General features: G+C 39.0%; 20 protein-coding genes. 10 read left to right on the top strand and 10 right to left on the bottom strand.

Going from position 1 to position 20,882, the window contains the following annotated elements:
* Positions 1 to 21: 21 nt before the first annotated feature.
* Together I6E78_RS03190 and smpB are read right to left on the bottom strand one after the other, a co-directional pair.
* Positions 22 to 2,610 (bottom strand): TonB-dependent receptor, encoded by a 2,589-nt coding sequence (locus I6E78_RS03190; protein ID WP_011327533.1) that lies wholly within the window; start codon positions 2,608 to 2,610, stop codon positions 22 to 24.
* A gap of 364 nt (positions 2,611 to 2,974) precedes the next feature.
* Complete coding sequence (smpB, locus tag I6E78_RS03185) at positions 2,975 to 3,454, bottom strand: SsrA-binding protein SmpB (protein WP_011327534.1); 480 nt, start codon at positions 3,452 to 3,454, stop codon at positions 2,975 to 2,977.
* 147 nt (positions 3,455 to 3,601) lie between these two features.
* Here smpB and I6E78_RS03180 point away from each other — a divergent pair, with 147 nt between their 5' ends.
* Both I6E78_RS03180 and I6E78_RS03175 read left to right on the top strand, forming a co-directional pair.
* On the top strand, positions 3,602 to 4,042 hold the full coding sequence (locus tag I6E78_RS03180; RefSeq protein WP_197181910.1) for a type II toxin-antitoxin system RatA family toxin: 441 nt from the start codon (positions 3,602 to 3,604) through the stop codon (positions 4,040 to 4,042).
* The gene (locus I6E78_RS03175) at positions 4,039 to 4,362 is read left to right on the top strand and encodes an RnfH family protein (RefSeq protein ID WP_011327536.1); all 324 of its coding nucleotides are present in this window, start codon (positions 4,039 to 4,041) and stop codon (positions 4,360 to 4,362) included. Before I6E78_RS03180 ends, I6E78_RS03175 begins: the two co-directional genes overlap by 4 nt.
* A gap of 65 nt (positions 4,363 to 4,427) precedes the next feature.
* On the opposite strand, the gene I6E78_RS03170 is transcribed toward I6E78_RS03175, so the two are convergent.
* A complete protein-coding gene (locus tag I6E78_RS03170) occupies positions 4,428 to 4,787 on the bottom strand; it encodes an outer membrane protein assembly factor BamE (protein ID WP_086993523.1) in 360 nt (119 codons plus the stop codon).
* A gap of 112 nt (positions 4,788 to 4,899) precedes the next feature.
* Between I6E78_RS03170 and I6E78_RS03165 the strand changes: the two genes are divergently transcribed.
* Positions 4,900 to 5,214 (top strand): GIY-YIG nuclease family protein, encoded by a 315-nt coding sequence (locus I6E78_RS03165; RefSeq protein ID WP_089367892.1) that lies wholly within the window; start codon positions 4,900 to 4,902, stop codon positions 5,212 to 5,214.
* Here the strand turns inward: I6E78_RS03165 and I6E78_RS03160 are convergent.
* The 4 genes from I6E78_RS03160 to ilvC form a co-directional block, all read right to left on the bottom strand.
* The gene (locus I6E78_RS03160) at positions 5,201 to 6,148 is read right to left on the bottom strand and encodes a M28 family peptidase (RefSeq protein WP_197181909.1); all 948 of its coding nucleotides are present in this window, start codon (positions 6,146 to 6,148) and stop codon (positions 5,201 to 5,203) included. The genes I6E78_RS03165 and I6E78_RS03160 overlap by 14 nt on opposite strands.
* On the bottom strand, positions 6,138 to 7,319 hold the full coding sequence (locus I6E78_RS03155) for a tetratricopeptide repeat protein (RefSeq protein ID WP_179808128.1): 1,182 nt from the start codon (positions 7,317 to 7,319) through the stop codon (positions 6,138 to 6,140). Before I6E78_RS03155 ends, I6E78_RS03160 begins: the two co-directional genes overlap by 11 nt.
* A gap of 86 nt (positions 7,320 to 7,405) precedes the next feature.
* The gene (locus I6E78_RS03150; RefSeq protein ID WP_182683986.1) at positions 7,406 to 9,325 is read right to left on the bottom strand and encodes a methyl-accepting chemotaxis protein; all 1,920 of its coding nucleotides are present in this window, start codon (positions 9,323 to 9,325) and stop codon (positions 7,406 to 7,408) included.
* Positions 9,326 to 9,485: 160 nt separating this feature from the next.
* Entirely contained in the window at positions 9,486 to 10,958 is a 1,473-nt protein-coding gene (ilvC, locus tag I6E78_RS03145) for a ketol-acid reductoisomerase (protein WP_011327542.1), read from the bottom strand.
* A 136-nt stretch (positions 10,959 to 11,094) separates the two neighbouring features.
* Between ilvC and ilvY the strand changes: the two genes are divergently transcribed.
* The 5 genes from ilvY (at position 11,095) to I6E78_RS03120 (ending at position 15,431) form a co-directional block, all read left to right on the top strand.
* Positions 11,095 to 12,000: an HTH-type transcriptional activator IlvY gene (ilvY, locus tag I6E78_RS03140; RefSeq protein WP_197181908.1), complete on the top strand. Its 906-nt coding sequence runs from the start codon at positions 11,095 to 11,097 to the stop codon at positions 11,998 to 12,000.
* Between the two features lie 228 nt (positions 12,001 to 12,228).
* On the top strand, positions 12,229 to 13,080 hold the full coding sequence (locus I6E78_RS03135; protein ID WP_231617932.1) for a MipA/OmpV family protein: 852 nt from the start codon (positions 12,229 to 12,231) through the stop codon (positions 13,078 to 13,080).
* A 1-nt stretch (position 13,081) separates the two neighbouring features.
* Positions 13,082 to 13,456: a DUF3019 domain-containing protein gene (locus I6E78_RS03130; protein WP_011327545.1), complete on the top strand. Its 375-nt coding sequence runs from the start codon at positions 13,082 to 13,084 to the stop codon at positions 13,454 to 13,456.
* 14 nt (positions 13,457 to 13,470) lie between these two features.
* Positions 13,471 to 14,163, top strand: coding sequence for a response regulator (locus tag I6E78_RS03125; protein WP_011327546.1), 693 nt, complete (start codon positions 13,471 to 13,473; stop codon positions 14,161 to 14,163).
* A 26-nt stretch (positions 14,164 to 14,189) separates the two neighbouring features.
* Positions 14,190 to 15,431 (top strand): ATP-binding protein, encoded by a 1,242-nt coding sequence (locus I6E78_RS03120; protein WP_197181907.1) that lies wholly within the window; start codon positions 14,190 to 14,192, stop codon positions 15,429 to 15,431.
* Positions 15,432 to 15,593: 162 nt separating this feature from the next.
* Here I6E78_RS03120 and I6E78_RS03115 read toward each other — a convergent pair whose 3' ends face one another.
* Positions 15,594 to 15,815: a DUF3820 family protein gene (locus I6E78_RS03115; protein ID WP_041454363.1), complete on the bottom strand. Its 222-nt coding sequence runs from the start codon at positions 15,813 to 15,815 to the stop codon at positions 15,594 to 15,596.
* A 264-nt stretch (positions 15,816 to 16,079) separates the two neighbouring features.
* The gene (locus I6E78_RS03110; RefSeq protein ID WP_041454668.1) at positions 16,080 to 17,651 is read right to left on the bottom strand and encodes a cation:proton antiporter family protein; all 1,572 of its coding nucleotides are present in this window, start codon (positions 17,649 to 17,651) and stop codon (positions 16,080 to 16,082) included.
* 309 nt (positions 17,652 to 17,960) lie between these two features.
* On the opposite strand from I6E78_RS03110, the gene I6E78_RS03105 reads away from it, so the two are divergent.
* Positions 17,961 to 18,704 carry a sporulation protein gene (locus I6E78_RS03105; protein ID WP_011327550.1) on the top strand — a complete coding sequence of 248 codons (744 nt, stop codon included), beginning with the start codon at positions 17,961 to 17,963 and terminating at the stop codon, positions 18,702 to 18,704.
* 169 nt (positions 18,705 to 18,873) lie between these two features.
* Complete coding sequence (locus tag I6E78_RS03100) at positions 18,874 to 19,323, top strand: GNAT family N-acetyltransferase (protein WP_086993505.1); 450 nt, start codon at positions 18,874 to 18,876, stop codon at positions 19,321 to 19,323.
* Positions 19,324 to 19,375: 52 nt separating this feature from the next.
* Here the strand turns inward: I6E78_RS03100 and I6E78_RS03095 are convergent, their stop codons facing one another.
* Complete coding sequence (locus I6E78_RS03095; RefSeq protein ID WP_086993503.1) at positions 19,376 to 20,731, bottom strand: sodium-dependent transporter; 1,356 nt, start codon at positions 20,729 to 20,731, stop codon at positions 19,376 to 19,378.
* Between the last annotated feature and the right edge of the window lie 151 nt (positions 20,732 to 20,882).

Raw genomic sequence — 20,882 nt, 5'->3', positions numbered from 1 at the left:
GGTTTTTTTGTTGCTTCTAATTTAGAACGAGAAGCTTACTTTAGTATAAATATAACGACCGCGTGGGTTATGAACCCCAGACGCATAACCGTAAAGGTCAGAATCGCCATCACCAATTGCAAAAGGAGGCTCTTCGTCAAACAAGTTATTAATACCTAGTGATAATTTAGCTGACTCAGTGATACGGTACGACGTTTGTAAGTCAACCAACACTTGTGAATCAATCATACGTGATGTATTGCTATCAAAATCTAAGTTACCGTCAAAGTCGATATCAGGTGTGTCTTCAAACTCACCAACATAACTTAAGTTAACATTAGTATTAAAGTCGCCCACTTCCCAGTTAGTTGAGAAAATCCAACGATGCTCAGGGTAACCATATTCACCAGAGTAATCACGGCCATCTTTTTCAAATTTGTTTTGGTAAGCCCACTCTAAATTGAATTTCAATAAACCTAAATCATCCAATGAATGATTGTAATTTGCTGAAAAGTCGATGCCAGATACTTCTTGTGAAGAGACGTTTTCAAATGTGCTATAGATTTTTTGAATTGAACCTAAGCTTTCACCATTAGTAGGCGGTAAGCGAACACATACAGTACTGTTTTGGTTACCACACTCGGCAGCATAAATTGGACCAAACTCTTCTTGGTCAATTTTATTGTCTTGGGTGATGCTCCACACATCAACACTTAAACCAAACTCTGCGCTAGGGGCCCAAATGAAGCCGACGTTCCAAGATTCAGACTCTTCAGGTTGTAAGTCTGCATTACCAGAGAATTGAATGTTGTAATCAAGTGCCTGACAGTCTAAGCCCGTTTGTTGACAGCGTTGAGTATCAATAAAGAACTGACTTTTTTCTGATGGACCTAGGCCAACTTGTGCTAAAGAGGGTGCTCTAAAGCCTTGTGCCCATGAGCCACGAACCGTGATTTCATCACTAGGTGCCCAGCGAAGTGCAACTTTTGGATTGGTAGTTGTGCCAAAATCGCTATAGTCATCGTGACGTCCAGCAAGTTGCAATTCTAATGTATCAGCTAGTGGAATTGAAAATTCAACATAAGCAGCATATTGATCGCGCGATGCTGCGGCTGATACAGCTTCAGTACCAAAAATTAAACCGCGACGGAACTGATCATCAGGGATATCTGTAACGTCTTCTTCGCGGTACTCAATACCGGCTGCCATCATCACCACATCGTCGCCAAAGCTAAATGCTTCACCGCTAATGTTTGCGTCAAATGAGGTCATATGTGACTCACCTTGACGTACTAAGCTAGTAGTGATTCTGTCGATTACTGCAGGATCGTTATAAGTGCCGCCAAATGGGTTGTAATTACCGGCATCTATTTCTTGTTGTAAAAAGTCGGTACGCACCCAGCCTTGTGAGCGATCGCCAGTTTGCATTGATTTACTACGACCTTTTTGTACCGCTGTCTCCCAGCTCCAGTCGTTAAATTCGCCTCGTAAACCCGCTACAAAACGCATCGTATCTGATTCAATATCCCATTGGCGAGCACCGGCATCAACCGTTCTGTAACGGCCAATATCTATATCTTTACCAAATGGGTTATTAGGATGATTTGCTGGCACAGTAAGCCCTGCATCTTCATCTAGCGGGGTTGGCGCACCCATAGCCACAGAGCTATTGTGTTGTACTGCCATTTCTAAAAATGCGGTAATACCATTATCAAAATTATACTCAAACTGCGAAATAGCCCCAATACGTTCAGATGCTGGTGCAATATAGCCGTATGGGCCGTAATCGAACAAACAGCTGCCACTGGCAGTTGCGCTATCGGCTGGACAAGCAGGGTCAATGGTTTTTACACCATCAACGTAAAAGTAACCAGGGAAGCCACGTGATGAACGAAAGTCCTCACCACCTAAAGCTCTTTGATCTGCAGTGCCTAAACTGCCCATTTCACTTGACGATAAAGAGGTGTTTTTAAAGTAGTCAATAATAACGGAAGCACTGCTTTTTTCGTTACTTGTACCCCAAACGATGCTGGCTGATGTTTCTTCGTAATTAGGACCGTCAGTGCCACCGTAGCCTAAGTTTACTTCAATACCATCAATATCTTTTTTCAAGATAACGTTAACTACACCCGCAACAGCATCAGAGCCATAAATAGCTGATGCACCATCTTTTAAAATGTCGATACGTTCAATCGCTGAAACAGGAATACTGTTAATATCAACAAATGAGTTAGTAATACCTTCAGCGAATGCACTAATAGCAACACGGCGGCCATTAATAAGTACTAAAGTTGCGTCAGCACCTAGGCCACGTAAACTTACCGCTGCAGAACCATTTGCAGTAGAGTCTTGGTTATTACCACGGGTAGAGAAAGTACCGCTACCTGCAACAGGCATTCTTTCAAGCAACTGCTGTAGGTTGTCATAACCCATGTTATCAATATCGGCTCTACTGATAGATTGAACCGGAGAAGGGCCTTCCATATCAGAACGTTTAATACGAGAGCCCGTTACTTCAATGCGTTCTACTTTTTTCACTTCATCAGCGGCGTATGTTGTTGTTGTAAAGCCAGCTGTTAATGCCAAAGTAGCCCCTGCAATTAAGCTAGGGGTAAATGCAAATTGCTTCATCCTTAAGTCCTTGTTAGTTTTGTTGAATTTGGTAGCTAAAAAAGCCTCCATATTAATACCATGTAACAAAGGTGTTAGCAATTGCAGTGTGATGTGACTTTAGTCTGGGTGTTGCTGGTAAAATAGTCAGTGTGTTTTATTTACTTGGAGATAGAAGTTCGACGTAAAGCGGGGTTTTAATATAAATCTTGCGTTGCAATTAGTGGTAAGAATTAAATAGTTTAGTGAGCACTTATTTTGTAATAATTTATTCTTTTATTAACAGCCACTAAGTTGCAGTATATTTATGCAGTTTGGTTTAAAATTGTGCGTTAAATTATTTTAAAATAAATAAAAAAACGCCTAATAAATTAGGCGTTTTTATTTATGCTTTATGCTTCATTAAGCGTTCTTTTTCACGCGACCAGTCTTTATCTTTACCGTCTTCGCGTTTGTCGTGTAATTTTTTACCTTTTGCTAAATGAAACTCAAGTTTCACCCAGCAATTCTTCCAATACATAGCAGTAGCAATTAATGAATAGCCATCGCGTTCAGTCGCGCCTACTAAGCGATCTAGCTCGCGTCTGCTTAATAGTAACTTACGATAACGTAAAGGATCACAAATTACATGGGTAGATGCACTGTTAAGAGGCTGAATTTGGGCGCCTAATAAAAATGCTTCACCGTTTTTAAGATGGATATAAGTTTCAGTGATGTTAACTTTGCCAGCTCGGATGCTTTTTACTTCCCAGCCTTGGAGCTCTACACCCGCTTCAAACTTATCGTGTAAAAAATACTCATGTCGCGCTTTTTTGTTAAGCGCGATGGTATTGCTTGTCGATTTTGATGATTTATTCTTAGCCATAGTGCCCTATATTATACGTAATACGAGATGTTTTACATCGATTTTTTAATAATGCATTTAAAAGCTTAGTAATTAATTTAAGCAGCGTGAAAGTTTGGGGAAACGCGTAAAGCTTGCTAAAATTCCACCACACAGTTGGGAGTGAGTATGCCACAAATAAAAAAAAGTGCGCTGGTTATGTACAGCACTAAAGAGATGTTTGACCTTATTAATGATGTAGAAGCCTATCCTCAGTTTTTACCTAATTGCTCAGACTCAAAAATTATTAAGCAACACAATAATAGCATGACCGCGAGTTTAGAAATATCAAAAGCAGGTATAAAAAAGTGGTTTACCACAGAAAATACCTTTGTTGATGAGCAAACCGTGGTATTAAATCTTGTAGATGGTCCGTTTAAAATGTTGCAGGGGCGTTGGCACTTTCAACAACTTGACGCAAATGCTTGCAAAGTAGAGTTACAATTAGACTTTGAGTTTTCGAGTAAGTTGATTGAGTTAGCGTTTGGTAAAATATTTAATGATGTTGCAAAAAATATGGTGAGTGCGTTTACTCAGCGCGCGAAACAGGTTTATGGAGTGAGAGTATGATTGATGTTGAAGTTGTATTTGCACTACCCGAAACAGCAACAAGCTTAACAATAGAAGTTGTTAAGGGAACAACGGTAGAACAAGCTGTTATTCAATCAGGAATTATCGAAAAACACCCAGAAATAGATGCTACAGCACTAACACTCGGTGTTTGGAATAGAACTGTAAAGCCTAATCAAGAGCTAAAAGAGGGGGATAGAATTGAAATTTATCGTCCTTTAATTGCCGATCCTAAAGATGCGCGTAGAAAACGAGCTGAAAAAGCGAAAGAAGAAGGGCGAGCAAATAAAGTAACCGGTGGCCGTCCTATAGAGCGATAGCATAAGGTTTTAGCTATTATAAAGGTGAGCTTAACTCACCTTTATAATTTTATAAGCGAGGGTGCTTATTGTTCGAGTGGAGTAGTAAAGTTTTCTGGCTGTTCGTAATCACCTGAAATAGAAGCAAGCTTTTCATTTTCAAAGTTAATAACCAGTGATTTGTACTGCTCGTTACTACGGCCTTTATTAAAGCTATATACATAACGCCAAGTGTTATTATCAAATGCATTTTCGGCGATAGGCTTGCCTAATACATAAACAACTTGCTCACGAGTCATGTTTACACGCAGTTTATCAACATCAGATTGTTCTAAAAAGTTACCTTGAGGGATGTTGATTCTGTATACCCAGCTAGAACACCCAGCTGCTGAACTAAGCGTTAAAGCAACGATAAGCCAAAGAGAAAAAGTTTTTAACGACTGCATTGTTAGTTGTGATCCTTATTTTTTATAATCTGCATGATACCGATTAGTCACTGAAGGTAAAACCCTTTTAAGCAATTGTTTTTTGTTAAGGGCATTAAGTTAAGGTAGCGATTTGACCACTGATAATCAAAAAAGTTTAAAATGCAGTGATCAGAGCTGCTTAAAAAAGCCATCTATCTGGTATTTGTATATAGTACAAACCCGCTACGGCCATTGGTATACGGGTATAACGACCAATGTTGAGCAACGTCTTGCTACGCACCAAGCGGGTAATGGTGCAAAAAACCTTAAAGGTAAAGGCCCACTTTTACTTATTCATCAGCACAGTGTTGGCAATAAAAGTGCAGCAAGTAAATTAGAATACCAAGTGAAAAAATTATCTAGGGCTAAAAAAGAAGCCTATGTAGCATCATTTAAGACGGGCTAAGTGGGAGTGGTGTTTTAGCAAGCTGGTTAATAAAGGCTTCTATTAATAGCACTGCATCAGTAAAAAGTTTGCTGTTAATATTCTCAGCGGTGTCATTACTTGTATGATGGGCACTGTCGTAGCCCATGCCAAAGTAAACATAAGGGATTTTTTGTCTTGCAAACGAATAGTGATCGCTCGCTTTATGCCAGTTTATATTTTTAGATTTTATATATCTGCTCATTTGCGCTGCGGAGTAAACCGGTTTTAAATTTACATTATTATTTTCAACGGCTAAAAACACACTATTTAAGGTGTTTTTTAACGATCTAGAGGTTAATACATATAAGTTGCTACGACGTTTTTTAACCCCTAGCATGTCTAAATTTATGTTCATAATAACGCTATTTGGTAGCAGTGTTTTGGCAAAATATTTACTGCCATGTAAGCCGTTTTCCTCTGCATCTGTGGCTACAAAGGTAAGAGAAAAAGGCAGTGGCTTATTATTAAATACGCTTGCTAAATAAATTAAAGCAGCAACACCGGTGGCATTATCATTTGCTCCAGGATGCAGTTTTCCGCCACGTTTACCTAAATGGTCATAGTGTGCGGTAATAATAATACGAGTGGCTTTTTGTAATGGGTCGCTTGCCTGTGTTACTGCCTCTAGAGCACCTATGTTGGAACTAATAATATTAATACCACACGCTTGGCTAAATAGGCCCGATTTATAGCAAAATGGCTGCTCGACCACGTTATTATTAACTTGGCTTAATCTGTGTTTTATATAGCTTCTTGTAAGCTCTGCGCTTTGAGAACCTGTTTTTCTACCTGCAAGTTGCTGGTCTGCTAAGTAATATAAATCATCAATAAGTAGCTGCTGCGCCGTTTTACTATTAACAAAAGGGCTTAAAAGCAGAAAAATAATAACGACAGTTAATTGTTTAATGGGCACCTACCTTTGCGGTTAATGATTGCAGCGCTTTTAACTTTGCGTCATAACGTTTTTTGTCATGTAAAAAATCAGCATTTTTTCCGGCTTTACGCAAATGGTACTTTGCTTGCTTTGTATCGCCCCACTGAAAGTAAACTCGCGCCAAGCCAAAATGACTTTCGTGAAGTGTGGGGGATAATGTATAGGCCTTTTTAAAGTGTTTGAGTGCTTTAGCGTAATATTTATGTACGTACTCGGTATTACCAAGTGATATATGGTAATAAGGATTACTTTGGCGCTGTTTATCAAGCTGATTAAGTATTTGAGTTCCTTGCATCTCTCGCTCTGTAAGTAAGTACAACATAGCAAGATTACCTTGTGCTGTGTTGTTGTTTTTATCAAGATGAAGGGCGTAATTATAAGCTTGCTCGGCTTCATTTAAATAGTTAAATTGCTTAAATAAAACACCTAAGTTCCCCCATGCAACGCTAAAATTAGGTGCTACCTTAGTTGCTGCATTAAAGTAGCTATAGGCTAATTCATATTGTTTATTTATTAGCGCAGTAGCACCTTTATTATTATAAAACATAGCGGTAACAGTATTTTTTGATAATCGTGTTGTTTTAAAGCGTGCTTGTCGGCTGTTAGAGTCAAAGTCGATAATTAAGCGCTGATCTCGTTGGTAAAATAAAGTGCCAGCATCTTTTATTAGAGGTTGGCTATTAAGGCTTAAATTTATGTGTCCGGTTAATAAATTAACGCCTTGATCAAGTGCCCAATATTCAGGGATATGTACTTTTTGAAATTGCGCTTTTAAGCCTAAGTGCTCCGCTAAGCTATACGCTAATATAGATAATGACAAACAGTTAGCGTTTAGATTTTGATAGCTTTGTGCAGCGGTTAAAGTGGCAGATGAGCGATAGGCAAGTGAGTCATCACCATTTTTTAATAAAAAGCTAAATATGCCTTGTGCAATATGTTGGGCTGAATTTTGACTGTTTAAATGAGAATCTAATTGCCGCGTTAAGCTGGTATCTAATTTAAATATTTCTGCTGGAGTTTCGATCTGTTGTAGCTTAAAGTTTGCTGGCTCAATGAGTTGCGGCAGCGCTAACTTTGGCGGTGAGCTACACGCACACAAAAAAAGTATAAAGCTAAATGATAAATAATATTTAAGTTGAGTGGCTTTCATATAATACCTCTAAGCAAAACTACTTACCAGTTAAGTGTAGTTGTAATTTTACTCAGAGGTATAATTTAAATGTTACAAAAAATGAGTTAGCGATTTGCCTCAAAAGTGGCAACAAGTGACGCAAGCGTTTGTGCGCTATTTGCTAAATCGCGAATAGCCTGCTCAGTATTTAATTGCTCATTCATCGACTTGTCGCTAATTTCACTAATTTGCTCAATATTACGTCCTACATCGGCTACTACATTACTTTGCTGCTCTGTTGCTGTTGCGATTAAGGTTGCCATATCATTAATTTGATTTGCTGTTTCAGTAATTGTATCAAGCAGCTCAACTGAGTTTTGCATTGCCCCTACACTTTGCTGAGCTTTACTTTTGGACTGACTAATATCGGTAACAACATCATTCGATATTTGGGTTAATTCTTCAATCATCGACTGAATTTCAGTGGTTGATTGTGAGGTACGATTAGCCAGCGCTCGCACTTCATCGGCAACAACAGCAAAACCACGACCGTGCTCGCCCGCACGCGCAGATTCAATAGCAGCATTAAGCGCAAGTAAGTTTGTTTGCTCAGAAATACCTCTAATTGAGTCAACAATACTAGCAATATCAAGCGTTTTTTTAGAAAGTAAGGTTACTTGCTCTGTAATGCCATCTATGTCGCTAGCAAGAGCTGCAATAGTCGTTTGGCTTTGCAGTACCTGTTGATGGCTTTTACTGGTGTTTTCACGGCTACTATTGGTTAACTTCGCCGTGTTGGCGGCACTTTGTGCTATTTCTTGTACTGTTGCGCCCATTTCGTTAATGGCGGCAGCAACTGATATTGTTTGCTCTTTTTGCTGATCAATTGCTTGTGAGTTATGTTTTGCTTGCGCAAACACGTGGTCAGAGCTTTGGCGGATCCCATGGCTTTCATGGGCAACTTGTTTAATTGCTGTGTCTATTTTTTCGATGAATTGATTAAAACCATCGGTTAAATAATTTAGCTCAGGTTGCGCAGAGTAAGGAAGTCTATATGCTAAATTAGCATCGCCTGTGCCTAAACGAGAGAATAGCTCGGCTATTTTCGACAGTGGCGACGACAATGAGCGAGCAAGCAAATAACTAATACAGCTCGCTATAAGGGCGATAATTATAGTGAAGGTTAAAATTTGCCATTCTAATTTACTCACACTCGAAAACACTTCGCTTTTAGGTACTTGGGCTACAACAAAAAGGTCAGTATTTTTTATTGGTGTTGCAGCAACCAGGGTGTCTTCACCTGCTAAGTTAATTTCTGCCAATGAAAAGCCATTACTATTTAATAATTTATTATGTATATTTTCGCCGTACAGGGCATCTATATTTACTTTAGCCACTTTATTGGCGTCTTTGTGTAACTGGATCAAGCCATTTTTATTGGCAAGAAAAACAAATCCAGATTGCTCAATCTTAAATTGCTGCAGTAGCTTTTGCATATCGGTAATGCTTTTAGCAAGCCCTGCCAAACCTAAACCATTGGGTTGCTGATGGTTAATAAACATTTTTACATCGTTAGCAGATTCTTGATAAATACTAATGTCATAAGGGCGCTTTGACTGTTTAAATGCGAAAAACCAGCCATCTGCGGCATCGTTTTTCAATACGCGTAAAAAGCCATTTTGGTTCCAGTATTGTGCGGTGTCTCTATTTGCCCATGATGCAGTAGCAAGATCGTACTGCTGTACTAATCTATTTAACTCATTAAGAAGTTGAGAGTCGTCCTCGGTGGCTGAATTTGCCCAATCAATCAGAAATACATTTGAAGAAAGTTGTTCTGCGGCGCCTAAAAGCTCGTTTATTTCGCCACCAATATGGTTACTAATAGTTTGTAACTTGCTTGGAAGTTCAGACTCTATCATGCGCTTTTCGATGATATCCTCTGCGTTATGTAACGATGTTAAGCCTATGAGCGCGGCAACACAGATTGCTATAACACTGCCTAAAGCGGTGATTTTTTGAGTAATAGAAAGGTTTTGTATCATCATATGGGTAATTTTGTTTACAACTGAACCAAGTAGGTGATTATTTTAACACATTATATATTTTGAGCGAGTGATGAATAGCGTGCTATGCAGGTACGAAAAAGCCCACCGCAAAAGCAGGTGGGCTTGGTTTCTAACAAGTGAAACTTAGATTAACTTGGGATTAAACTATTTTTTTCATTGCTGACATGTAACCGCGTAATGTAGCGCCTACTTTTTCAACAGGGTGTTCACGTAATGCTGTATTAATTTGAATTAGCGTTTGGTTGTCTACTTGATTACTATGCTCACCTAAGCCTTTACCAATTACGTCGGTGTCAATTTTTTGCATAAAGTCTTGTAGCAAAGGTAAACATGCGTGGTTATATAAATAACAACCATATTCAGCCGTGTCCGAAATTGTACGGTTCATTTCAAATAACTTTTTACGCGCAATGGTATTAGCAATCAGTGGCGTTTCATGTAATGACTCATAATAAGCCGACTCTGCAATAATGCCTGCGGCAGTCATGGTTTCAAATGCAAGCTCTACGCCTGCTTTAACCATAGCGACCATTAAAATACCGTTATCAAAAAATTCTTGCTCAGCAATTTCAACATTGCCCGCTGGGGTTTTTTCAAAGTGAGTTTCGGCTGTTTCTGCGCGCCATTTAAGTAAGTTTGCATCATCATTATTCCAGTCTTCCATCATGGTACGTGAAAAAGTACCATCGATGATGTCATCTTGATGTTTGTTATATAGTGGGCGCATAATTTGTTTTAGTTCTTCGCTTAATTCAAACGCTTTTACTTTAGCTGGGTTTGAAAGACGGTCAAGCATATTGGTTACGCCACCGTATTTAAGGGCTTCAGTAATTACTTCCCAGCCGTATTGAATTAGTTTTGAGGCGTAACCTGCATCAATGCCTTTTTCAATCATTTTATCAAAACATAAAATAGAACCGGTTTGTAACATGCCACATAAAATGGTTTGCTCGCCCATTAAATCTGATTTTACTTCAGCAATAAATGACGACTTAAGTACGCCGGCTCTGTGGCCGCCAGTACCTGCGGCATAGGCTTTAGCTTGAGCTAAACCATGCCCTTGTGGGTCGTTTTCTGGGTGCACAGCAATTAGAGTTGGTACACCAAAGCCACGTTTGTATTCTTCACGCACTTCAGAGCCTGGGCATTTAGGTGCTACCATAATAACGGTAATGTCGTCGCGTACTTGCATACCTTCTTCAACAATATTAAAGCCATGAGAGTAGGCAAGGGTTGAGCCTTGTTTCATTAGTGGCATAATTGCGTTTACCACTGAAGTATGTTGTTTATCAGGCGTTAAATTTAATACTACGTCGGCAGTTGGAATTAGTTCTTGGTAAGTGCCTACAGTAAAGCCATTTTCAGACGCGTTTAAAAATGATTGACGACGTTCACTAATGGCCGAGTCACGCAGCGTATACGACACATCTAAACCAGAATCACGTAAGTTTAAGCCTTGGTTTAAGCCTTGTGCGCCACAGCCTACAATAACCAGTTTTTTACCTTTAAGAGCATCAACGCCGTCAGTAAACTCGTCTGCGTTCATAAATTCACATTGGGCTAATTGCGCCAATTGTTCGCGTAAAGGTAAGGTATTAAAATAATTCGCCATGTTAGTGTCCTATTGATTCAGTTTGTTAGATGCATTGCTGTTGCTTTGCTTAACTCAACCATATGAAAAATCTTTTCTTGCGTAAACTGATATATTTGCATTAGAGTGTTTCATAATATGAAATACTGAGTTGGTTATGGATCACAAGCATTTAAATTACTTTTTAGCGTTGGCAAAAACATTGCACTTTTCGCGTGCCAGTGAACTTTGTCATATAAGTGCGCCGACATTGAGCCGTAATATTAAGCAGCTTGAAAGCGAAGTGGGGGTAATGCTATTTTTACGTGATAACCGCAGTGTAAAACTAACCCGCGAAGGGCTGGCATTTATTGACTACGCCACATCCACATTGGCTAATTGGCAGCGCTTTAAAGCGAACCTAAAAGAGCCACAGCAGTATATTTATGGCAACGTGAGTATTTATTGTTCAGTAACCGCATCGTACAGCTTTTTACATCATATTTTAGAGCAGTTACGCGCTCAACATCAGCATATAGAAATCACCCTAAATACCGGCGATCCTGCGCTGGCAATAAACCGTGTTTTAGATGGCCACGAATCTATGGCTATTGCTGCTAAGCCAAATAAGTTACCTGCACAAATTGCCTTTGTTGATATTGGCTATTCGCCGCTGGTATTTATTGCGCCTAAAATTGCGTGCTCAATTACGCAAAAGCTTGCTAGTAATACAAGTAGTATTGATTGGTCAGAACTTGAATTTATTGTGCCAGAGCAAGGGTTTGCTAGGCAGCGCTTGGAGCAATGGTGGCGAAAAAATAATATTCAGGGAAAAATTTATGCACAAGTAGCGGGGCACGAAGCGATGGTATCTATGGTGAGCCTTGGCTTTGGTATAGCAATGATCCCTAAAATAGTTTTAGATAACAGTCCACTACAAGACAAAGTACACGTTCTGCAAACAAATACACATGCACCTAAAGGTATTGATATTGGCTTGGCAGTATTACATAAGGAATTAAACGACCCGGCTATAAGTGCCTTGTGGAATATAGCGCAAAATATGGGTGAAAAAATAATTTAATGCAATACACTTACTAAGGTTGCTCTTAGTATAAAAGCCCAGATAGCGTAAGCCTTTAATCTACCGCTCCTCTATTGCCTATCAATAGAGCTGTTAGGCTAAGTATATAAGCCGCAAAGTAATCATAATTGTATAAAAGTTGTTAATGATTGTAACTGCCTAGAGCTTGTTCTCAATGACCTTGCTACTATGGATAAATGGCCTTTTTATATATGTACGATGAACACAATGCGGTTTTATTTTATAATAATATTATTAATCTCTCTTTCGTTTAATGCTCAGGTATTTGCGCAAAGTGACGAGCCTGTAGATGCACATATATCTACAGAGCAACTGCATTTAAGTATGAGTATAGGGGCGGGAGTAATAACTAATCCATTATATGGTGCAGATAATATTCCGTTGGTGATCATTCCTCAAATAGCCTTTTATGGGCAACAGTGGTTTTTTGATAATGGCCGAGTTGGCTACTCGATTAAACAAACGCAACAGCATAACTTAAGCCTAGTAACAGAATTAAACCCTGAGTCGCGTTTTTTTATTGATTGGCACCCGCAAAATATATTTGCGCTAAAAAGTGCTAGTTCAAATAATCAATTTACCCAGTTAGAAACAGATACCTCGCCTCAACAAATAAATATTAATAATATTAGTAAGCGCAAGCTCGTTTTAGATGCAGGTATTAGTTACTCCTTTGTAGCTGAGCAGCAGATGTTATCCGTGCAAGCATTGCACGATGTAAACTCAGCTTATAATGGTTGGCGAGCTGCAATACAATGGCAGTATCATGGGCAAGTAGGTAATTTGCAATTAAAGCCCACTGTGGGAGTTAATTATAAGTCTGCGCAATTAAACGACTATTATTACGGTTTAAACAGTGATGAAACACTGTTAGGTAAAATAGTAGTTGGTAGTAGTTGGCAACCTTATGCTAAAATCGATGCCCGCTGGCCCCTTAGCAAGGCCAACGCTCTTCGTTTTCATTTAGCATATTATGACTATTCGGCTATGGATAGTAGCCCGCTGTTTGAACGTCATTATTCAACGACTGCCTTTATAGGATTTGAACATACTTTTTAATATGAAGTATTTAATCTTTTTTGTGTTTATTTCTTCACTACTTAGTGGCGTTAGCGTGGCGCAAACAATTCTTGATGTATCTCCCAAAGTTTGTGTTGTCTCTGAACAGCATGATTTTTGCGATCTCAATTTGCAGTTTAAATGGCAGCAGTTAGCGGTTAAAGATGTGTGTTTGTATCAACAAAATACGCAAATACGATGCTGGCAACAGCAAGGTTCTGGTCAGTTTAGCTATAAAGCGCGTGTTCAGGTGGAGACCATATACTCCCTGATCAATCCTCACACCGGTGACTCACTTGCGAGCGTACTCGTTGAAGTACAAAGTGCCCATACTAAAAAACAGTATCGGCTGCGTTCACCGTGGAGCTTTTTTTAATTTAGGAGTAGTAAATGCCAAAAATATTACTTGTTGAAGATGATCTTGGTTTACAGCAATTAACCAAAGATTACCTCGAACATAATGGCTTAGAAGTCGACGTACTAGATCGTGGTGATGAAGTGTTTACTTACCTTGAAAGTAATCCCGTCGACCTGATTATTTTAGATGTAATGCTGCCAGGTAAAGATGGCTTTAGTGTTTGCAGACAAGTACGTGATAAATACACCACTCCTATTTTAATGTTAACGGCCAAAGGTGAAGACTTTGATCAGGTAATAGGGCTAGAGCTTGGCGCTGATGACTATGTTATTAAACCGGCTGAGCCACGTGTATTATTAGCAAGAATTAGCGCATTATTACGCCGTGGGCAACCTAACTTAAAAGCCACCGAAGAGCTGCAGTTTGGCGACTTATTTATTGATAAAACCAGCCGTATTGTTAAGTTATCGGGCGCAGAAATAGTCCTAACCTCACATGAATTTGAATTACTTTGGCTACTAGCATCAAATGCCGGAGAAGTATTGAGCCGCGAACATGTGCACCAACATATGATAGGGCGACAATACGATGGCCTAGATCGCACCGTAGATGTACGCGTTTCAAGAATTCGCAAAAAACTGGGCGATAACAGCGACAAACCTTATCGGATTAAAACTGTTTGGGGACAAGGCTATTTATTTGTTTCTGACGCGTGGGATATGTAATTAATGCTTAGTGTTAAGCTGCGTTAATGGGCAAGCTGTTTATAAGCCTGTATGTGTATATTATTGTCTCGTTATTTATTGTCAGCGGGGTAATTGAACAGCTTTGGCCATATGAAGAATCGCAGCAGCAGGTGCTACTCGACGATGAGTTTGGCCAGTCTTTGTGGCTATTATCACAAACCCCTAATGGGCTTACAAAGCTAAAAAACCATTTTTCTAGTCAAGTGATTGCTCAGCGCGATTTAATATTACCCGCCGAGCAACAAGCTCAGCTATTAAAAAATCACTACCTTTATTTATATGATAAACAACAGCGCATAGTTTGGTATGTTCAACTTAACGCCACACAACTATTACAGGTTGGCCCTATAGGGGGGGCAGCCAAGCCCGTTGCCTCTGTTTTACCCTACTTATTGCTGTTATTAATTGTAGGCATTCCTGTTGGTTTGTGGAGTTTTTTACTGTGGCGAGACTTTGCTAAGCTGCGTAATGCATGCGAGGCCGTAGGTGGCTCACAGGACTTTCAATTAACAGATAGCTCTAAATCATTTTTTTTACCTATAACGGGCACCTTGCAAGTGATGCAGCAGCGAATTGAGTTTTTATTAACCGCGCAGCAAGAGCTTACCTCATCGGTATCGCATGAATTTAGAACGCCACTGGCGCGGTTAAAATTTGCCATTGCAATGCTTCAAGACCGAATGCTCGATGATAAAGCCGAAAAATACTTAGCTAATATGCAAGTCGATATAAATGAACTTGAGGCACTGGTTTCTGAAATGCTTGAGTATGCACGTTTAGATTCACAGCAACCGAGTTTACAGCTGATCAATTGTAATTTAGTGGCAGTGGTTAAAACGGTGGTTGAAAAACTCAGTTTTGATACGCGAATAAAGTTAAGCACTACATTACCCAGTGAACTGATTTACCGCTGCGACAGTCACTTTATGGCGAGAATAATGCAAAACTTGGTAGGTAATGCTTTAAAGCATGCCAATAATAGTGTGCAAATAACCTTATTAGCGCAAGCTAATAATATAGTTTTTATTGTTGAAGATGATGGCAATGGTATTGCTGAAGTTGAGCGTGAAAATGTATTTAAGCCATTTACTCGATTGGATAAAAGTAGAGATAAAAAAACCGGTGGGTTTGGCTTAGGATTGGCTATTGTCAGTAAAATTATTTCTTGGCATCAAGGTCAGTGTACAATTGAAGATTCAAGCTTAGGCGGAGCTAAATTTATTGTCAGCTTACCGATTAGTAAATAGCAGCTTTTAATACATAAATAAAAAGTACATAAATAAAAAGTACGCAGATAAAAAACACTCAATAAAAAAGCGCCCTTGTTAACAAGGGCGCTTTTTTGGGTTTTAATCAAAATCAACAAGTAGCAAAGTAATAGACAGCCCCTTTATAAAAAAGTTCTTAATTTAATTATTTTTCTTTTCTAGTAATGGCATTAACATTTGCTCTAGCCCATTGAGCTTTACCTCATACATCATGGCGAGTTGGCTGCCTAGCTTTGAGTCGGGAAACCCTTGTTGTTTAAACCATACTAAATAGGGCTCGGGTAAAAGCAGTAAAGGGCGGCCTGCGTACTTTCCAAAGGGCATAATAGTATTAACGGCAATTTTTAGCTGTGTAGGATCCATTGGCTTTAAAGGTTTTATAAAACATAGCTAAGTGTAAGGTATATTAAAGAGATAAAATAGGCTGTGACGGGCAAGTAACAGCCTATTTAACGAGGGAGCAGGCCCTCTGGATTAATATATTTTATTAGCAAGCCCTTCGTTAGCTGGAGTCTAATTAGGGGCAGGTGCTTGCGCTAATATTTACCAATAGTCTTTAGTTTACCTGCTTTTTTCTATGTTAGAGAATTAGCTTGTAAAAGAATGTAAATTCAAATTAGTGCTGCTTTACGAAAATAATTTTTGTTTAACGTGCTCAGCAAAACCACTACCGGCTTCTAAGTAAAAGTTATAGGTAGAATTTACACCCATTTCTTCTAACTCTTTTTGCTGATCAGGGTAGTTAGCAATAGCGGTAACTTGCCCTTTATAACCCGATGCTTTTAATTGCTCTAACGCAAAAATATTTTGCATATGCTGTGGCATTGTTAGCATGACCATTTCAACACGAGAGTGATTTACGCGCTGCCAAAAGTCAGGGTCGGTTGCATCTGCTATTAATACATTTCTTCCGCGTTTTATGTGCTTATCAACTACTTCAGGCTTTATGTCTATACCTGCAACTAGCTGTGGGTGCGTAGCATTTATTGTTTCATAAGCACCTGTGCCAATTCTGCCCATGCCAAATATAACAATTTTAGTGTCGTTAAGGTTAACAGGCAGTTCTTCGGATAAACGAGTTTTACTTTCAAACTTTAGTAGCCAAGGCTCTATTTTTGCGTAAATTTCGTTAGAACGCTTATTTAAAGGGGATGCAATAATAAAAGTAATTGATACGGCAATTGCAATAACGGCTAACCACTCAGAGGTGATCATGCCTGTAGAGGCGGCTACAGCGCAAACTATTAAACCAAACTCGCTATAATTAGCTAAACTAAAAGTGGTTAGCAATGAGGTGCGAGCACGTAAGTTAAACATGTTTGTTAGCACATAATATAAAAACGTTTTGATTGGTAATACTAACACCAGTAATAACGCGGCAAGTAATGAGCTGGTGGTAAGCTCTGCGTTTAAACCTATTGTTAAGAAAAAGCCAACCAATAAAATATCTTTTAAATTAAGTAATGACTTAGAAAGTTCACTGGCCTTTTTATGAGGCGCAATCATCATACCTATTATTAATGCCCCTAAATCACCTTTTAAACCAACTAGCTCAAATGCATGATAACCAGCCACAAGTGCAAAGAAAAACCCAAATAATGGCAGGAGTTCGCCGTGTTTAGAGCGGTTTAGTATCCACCCCATAACTGGGCGTACTAGCGGCAGTGAAATAATAAGTACCAAAGCCCAAATATTAGGGATTTTACCTGTGCTAATAGCTAAAAATACCACGGCAAAAATATCTTGCATAACTAAAATACCAATGGCTACTTTTCCGTGTAAGCTGCCCATTTCACCACGTTCTTCTAACACTTTAACAGCAAAAACGGTACTAGAAAAACTCAATGCAAAGCCAACTAATAAAGCGCTTTGCCAGCTCAAATCAACAAATAATGGCAGTGCAAATAGGCTAAGTAATAGCATAAAGCCACTAAATAACGCACTACTCAAAATAATATGTAAAGTAGCAGAAGCCCACACTTGTGGTTTCATTAAACTATTTACTTTTAGCTTTAAACCAATACTAAATAATAAAAGCGTAACGCCTAAGGTAGCAATGGTGTTGAGTAATTCGGTGCTTTTATAGCCCGCTAAATTAAGCGCGAATCCCGCAAGTAAAAAACCGATAAGAGGAGGGAGCTTTAGCTGATAAACAGCAAAGCCAAACACAAACGCGGCGGCAAAGTAAATTAGTTCCATAATTATAAATATCACTTCATTGGGAGGTTTAGTGTAACGAAAAATCAATACCATTGAAAATAAATATACAAATACTCACCATTTTACTCATACAATAAGTCCTTCATAAAAGATTAGGCTTAAGCGCCGTTTAATCAAATACTTGCTCTGTTGCGTATGAAAAATGGACATTTAACACTTATTTAATCGTAAACAGCATGTAAATAGTAGTTTTTCACTGACAAGAGCATTTAAATGTGGTTAAGATGCGCTAACGACGAAGTTTAAGTTAGAGCACATTATAGAGCCGCTCAGCTTAAGGAGAAAAATATGTTTAAAAAGATTTTAGCATCGGTTGGTATTGGTGCCGCCAAAGTAGACACTATTTTAGAAACAGAGCACCTTCAGCCTGGGCAATTATTTAATGCGCAAATCGTTATTACAGCTGGTGATGTAAGCCAAGAAATTGCAGGGTTAGATTTACTATTAATGACGCGAGTTAAAGCATCAAATGAAGATGGTGACTATTTTACCAACCACGTTATAGAGCAGTGGCGCATTACAGATATAGGCACGGTAGAGCCAGGGGAAGTTAAAACGATTCCTTTTCAAGCACGGTTGCATTCAGAAACACCTATTACTGAAATTAATGCAGGGTATAACCAATCTTATGTTTGGCTTGAAACTGGGCTGGACATTGATTTAGCGCTTGATCCAAGTGATAAAGACCATTTACATGTGTACCCCAATGAAGCTGTTAAAACGTGTATGCAGGCCATGGAAAAGCTAGGCTTTAGCCTAACTAAAGCTGATGTTGAAAAAGGCCACTTGCGCGCATCAACGTTTCAATCAGTGTCTGGTTGTTATCAAGAGCTAGAATACAAGCCTAACAGCCGCAGTTTATTTGGAGTGAAAGAAATTGAATTATCATTCATTCCAGAAGCACATAAAACCCATGTGTTAATTGAGTTAGATAGAGCATTTAAAGGCGATGGTTATGTAGATTTAACCATAGAGCACGACCATGTAAATCTCTCGCAATTATGCGATCAGTTAGAGCGACTATTTACCTAAGGTAGATAATTACTTAAAACAAACCCAGCTTATGCTGGGTTTTTGTTTTAAGCCATTTTATTATATAGCATAGCGGTTAATTAAGCCCCTAGCTGCATTACTGCTATTATGCCTAGCCCTAATAACGTATAGGCTTTTATGTCTATTAGAGCCAACGACAGGAGTTACAATGGCGTTTAAATGTGAAACTTTTACTGCGCTCAATACGCAAACCTTATTCTCCATAATGCGTGGGCGCGTAGAGGTATTTGTAGTTGAGCAAATGTGCCCTTATCCAGAGCTTGACGATAATGATATAGCACCAAGTACCTTGCATATTTACACTGTGAAAAATAATACGCTACAAGCTTATGCTCGATGCTACGAAAAAAACGCAAAATACAGTGCGATCGGTCGCGTGTTAGTCACTAAAGAGGAACGAGGTAGAGGATTGGCTCAGCAATTGGTTACAGAGGCCATTAATTGCTGTAAAAGCCAATGGCCAGAACGTGATATTTATATTGGTGCGCAAACGTACTTACTGGAGTTTTATCGCTCATTCGGATTTGAAAGTATTAATGCTGAATATTTAGAAGATGGCATTGCTCATCAAGATATGGTTTTACAACTAGTACCTTGATTACAAAAGCCCACAATGTGGGCTTTTTTGTTGTTAAGAGCAGAAACTAACTTTAGCTTAATAATGAATGTAAAAATACCAGGCCTATCGCCAGTGGGCATACAAACTTAGTGTACCAAGGCCATACTTTCCAAAATAAGGTATTGTGTACTTCAGGGTTACCTTCTTGAATGGCCTTTAGTAATGAGCCTCTTGACCAAATCCAGCCTACGTATATACAACACATAAGACCTAATAATGGCTGTGCCACTTTAGTGGTTAAGGTGATCACTAAGCCAAACAGTAACTCTAAGTTACACACTATCGTGATGCTCACTAGAGTGATTAATGCACCAATTACCCAAGTGGCCTGTAAGCGAGACATTGCAAAGCGTTCTACCGTATAAGATACCGGCGCTTCGAGCATTGAAATAGAGGAGGTGAGTGCTGCAATGCTCATTAGCGCAAAAAACGCAAAGCCAACAAATAACCCCATACCACCCATACCATCAAAAAGTGCAGGTAATACTTGAAATACTAATGTGTCTTCAGAGAGGAGCTTTCCGGTAGTCGGTGAGAAAATCTCAATCCCTTGTGCTTGTGCTACATACATAGCAGGAATGATTAATAACCCTGCGACAAAAGCAATAAATACATCAATAAGCGTGACATAAGCACCTAACGAAACTAAGTTCTCTTTTTTACTAATATACGAGCCATAAATAATCATCACACTGGTACCTAGTGATAATGAAAAGAATGCTTGCCCTAGTGCACTAACTAACAAGTTAGCATCAAAAATAGATGAGAAATCAGGTACTAAATACGCCTTTAAGCCTTCAATAGCGCCATCTTGGGTCATTACATAAATAATTAACGCAAATAAAATGCTGAGCAAAGCAGGCATTAAACGTTTTGACCATTTTTCGATTCCGTTTTCAACGCCACGACTAATAATAGCAACGGTTAGTACAATAAAGATCATAGTGAAAATGATGTTTCTGCTAAGTGACTGTTCACCTAGCCAAGCAGATGCAGAGTTTGCGCCCACTAACGTTGTAATAGGTTCTGCTGTTGCACTTAGCATCCAACCAGCAACAATGGCATAAAAGCTTAAAATAAAGCCAGCACATAAAATACCGCCAAAACCAACCGCAAAAGAAAAATGTTTTTGCCAAGGTTTATTAGATATTTTTCTAAGTGAAGAAACCGCATTTGCTTGGCCATGACGACCAATCATTAGCTCCGCCATTAAAGCAGGATAAGCCAAAAAGAATGCCAGTACTAAATACGCAATTAAAAATGCGGCACCACCATTACTTGCGGTTTGTGTAGGGAAACCCCAAATGTTACCTAAACCTACAGCAGATCCTGCGGCGGCCATTATAAAACCAAAGCGAGAGCTAAACTCGCCTCTTACTGCACTCATATTATTGTACTTCTCTATTTTGTGACGGCGCAGACAATCTACTGGAAATGTAAAAAAATAAAAAGTGCTAATTTGGTGATCTAGCACAATTACTTTATTAAACTCTGTGTTATGAACATAGATTTTAGTTTAGTAACTTAAAACTAAAAAT

It is taken from the genome of Pseudoalteromonas sp. NZS127 (assembly GCF_015864805.1).
Classification (GTDB): Bacteria; Pseudomonadota; Gammaproteobacteria; order Enterobacterales; family Alteromonadaceae; genus Pseudoalteromonas; species Pseudoalteromonas nigrifaciens.
Note: the sequence above shows the minus strand (reverse complement) of the source record. Positions and strands in the feature narration are given on the sequence as shown.

Coding starts and splice junctions, on each gene's coding strand:
- I6E78_RS03190 (WP_011327533.1), bottom strand. CDS start 2,610: ATGAAGCAATTTGCATTTACCCCTAGCTTAATTGCAGGGGCTACTTTG.
- smpB (WP_011327534.1), bottom strand. CDS start 3,454: ATGGCTAAGAATAAATCATCAAAATCGACAAGCAATACCATCGCGCTT.
- I6E78_RS03180 (WP_197181910.1), top strand. CDS start 3,602: ATGCCACAAATAAAAAAAAGTGCGCTGGTTATGTACAGCACTAAAGAG.
- I6E78_RS03175 (WP_011327536.1), top strand. CDS start 4,039: ATGATTGATGTTGAAGTTGTATTTGCACTACCCGAAACAGCAACAAGC.
- I6E78_RS03170 (WP_086993523.1), bottom strand. CDS start 4,787: ATGCAGTCGTTAAAAACTTTTTCTCTTTGGCTTATCGTTGCTTTAACG.
- I6E78_RS03155 (WP_179808128.1), bottom strand. CDS start 7,319: ATGAAAGCCACTCAACTTAAATATTATTTATCATTTAGCTTTATACTT.
- I6E78_RS03150 (WP_182683986.1), bottom strand. CDS start 9,325: ATGATGATACAAAACCTTTCTATTACTCAAAAAATCACCGCTTTAGGC.
- ilvC (WP_011327542.1), bottom strand. CDS start 10,958: ATGGCGAATTATTTTAATACCTTACCTTTACGCGAACAATTGGCGCAA.
- ilvY (WP_197181908.1), top strand. CDS start 11,095: ATGGATCACAAGCATTTAAATTACTTTTTAGCGTTGGCAAAAACATTG.
- I6E78_RS03135 (WP_231617932.1), top strand. CDS start 12,229: ATGCGGTTTTATTTTATAATAATATTATTAATCTCTCTTTCGTTTAAT.
- I6E78_RS03130 (WP_011327545.1), top strand. CDS start 13,082: ATGAAGTATTTAATCTTTTTTGTGTTTATTTCTTCACTACTTAGTGGC.
- I6E78_RS03125 (WP_011327546.1), top strand. CDS start 13,471: ATGCCAAAAATATTACTTGTTGAAGATGATCTTGGTTTACAGCAATTA.
- I6E78_RS03120 (WP_197181907.1), top strand. CDS start 14,190: ATGGGCAAGCTGTTTATAAGCCTGTATGTGTATATTATTGTCTCGTTA.
- I6E78_RS03115 (WP_041454363.1), bottom strand. CDS start 15,815: ATGGATCCTACACAGCTAAAAATTGCCGTTAATACTATTATGCCCTTT.
- I6E78_RS03110 (WP_041454668.1), bottom strand. CDS start 17,651: ATGGAACTAATTTACTTTGCCGCCGCGTTTGTGTTTGGCTTTGCTGTT.
- I6E78_RS03105 (WP_011327550.1), top strand. CDS start 17,961: ATGTTTAAAAAGATTTTAGCATCGGTTGGTATTGGTGCCGCCAAAGTA.
- I6E78_RS03100 (WP_086993505.1), top strand. CDS start 18,874: ATGGCGTTTAAATGTGAAACTTTTACTGCGCTCAATACGCAAACCTTA.
- I6E78_RS03095 (WP_086993503.1), bottom strand. CDS start 20,731: ATGAGTGCAGTAAGAGGCGAGTTTAGCTCTCGCTTTGGTTTTATAATG.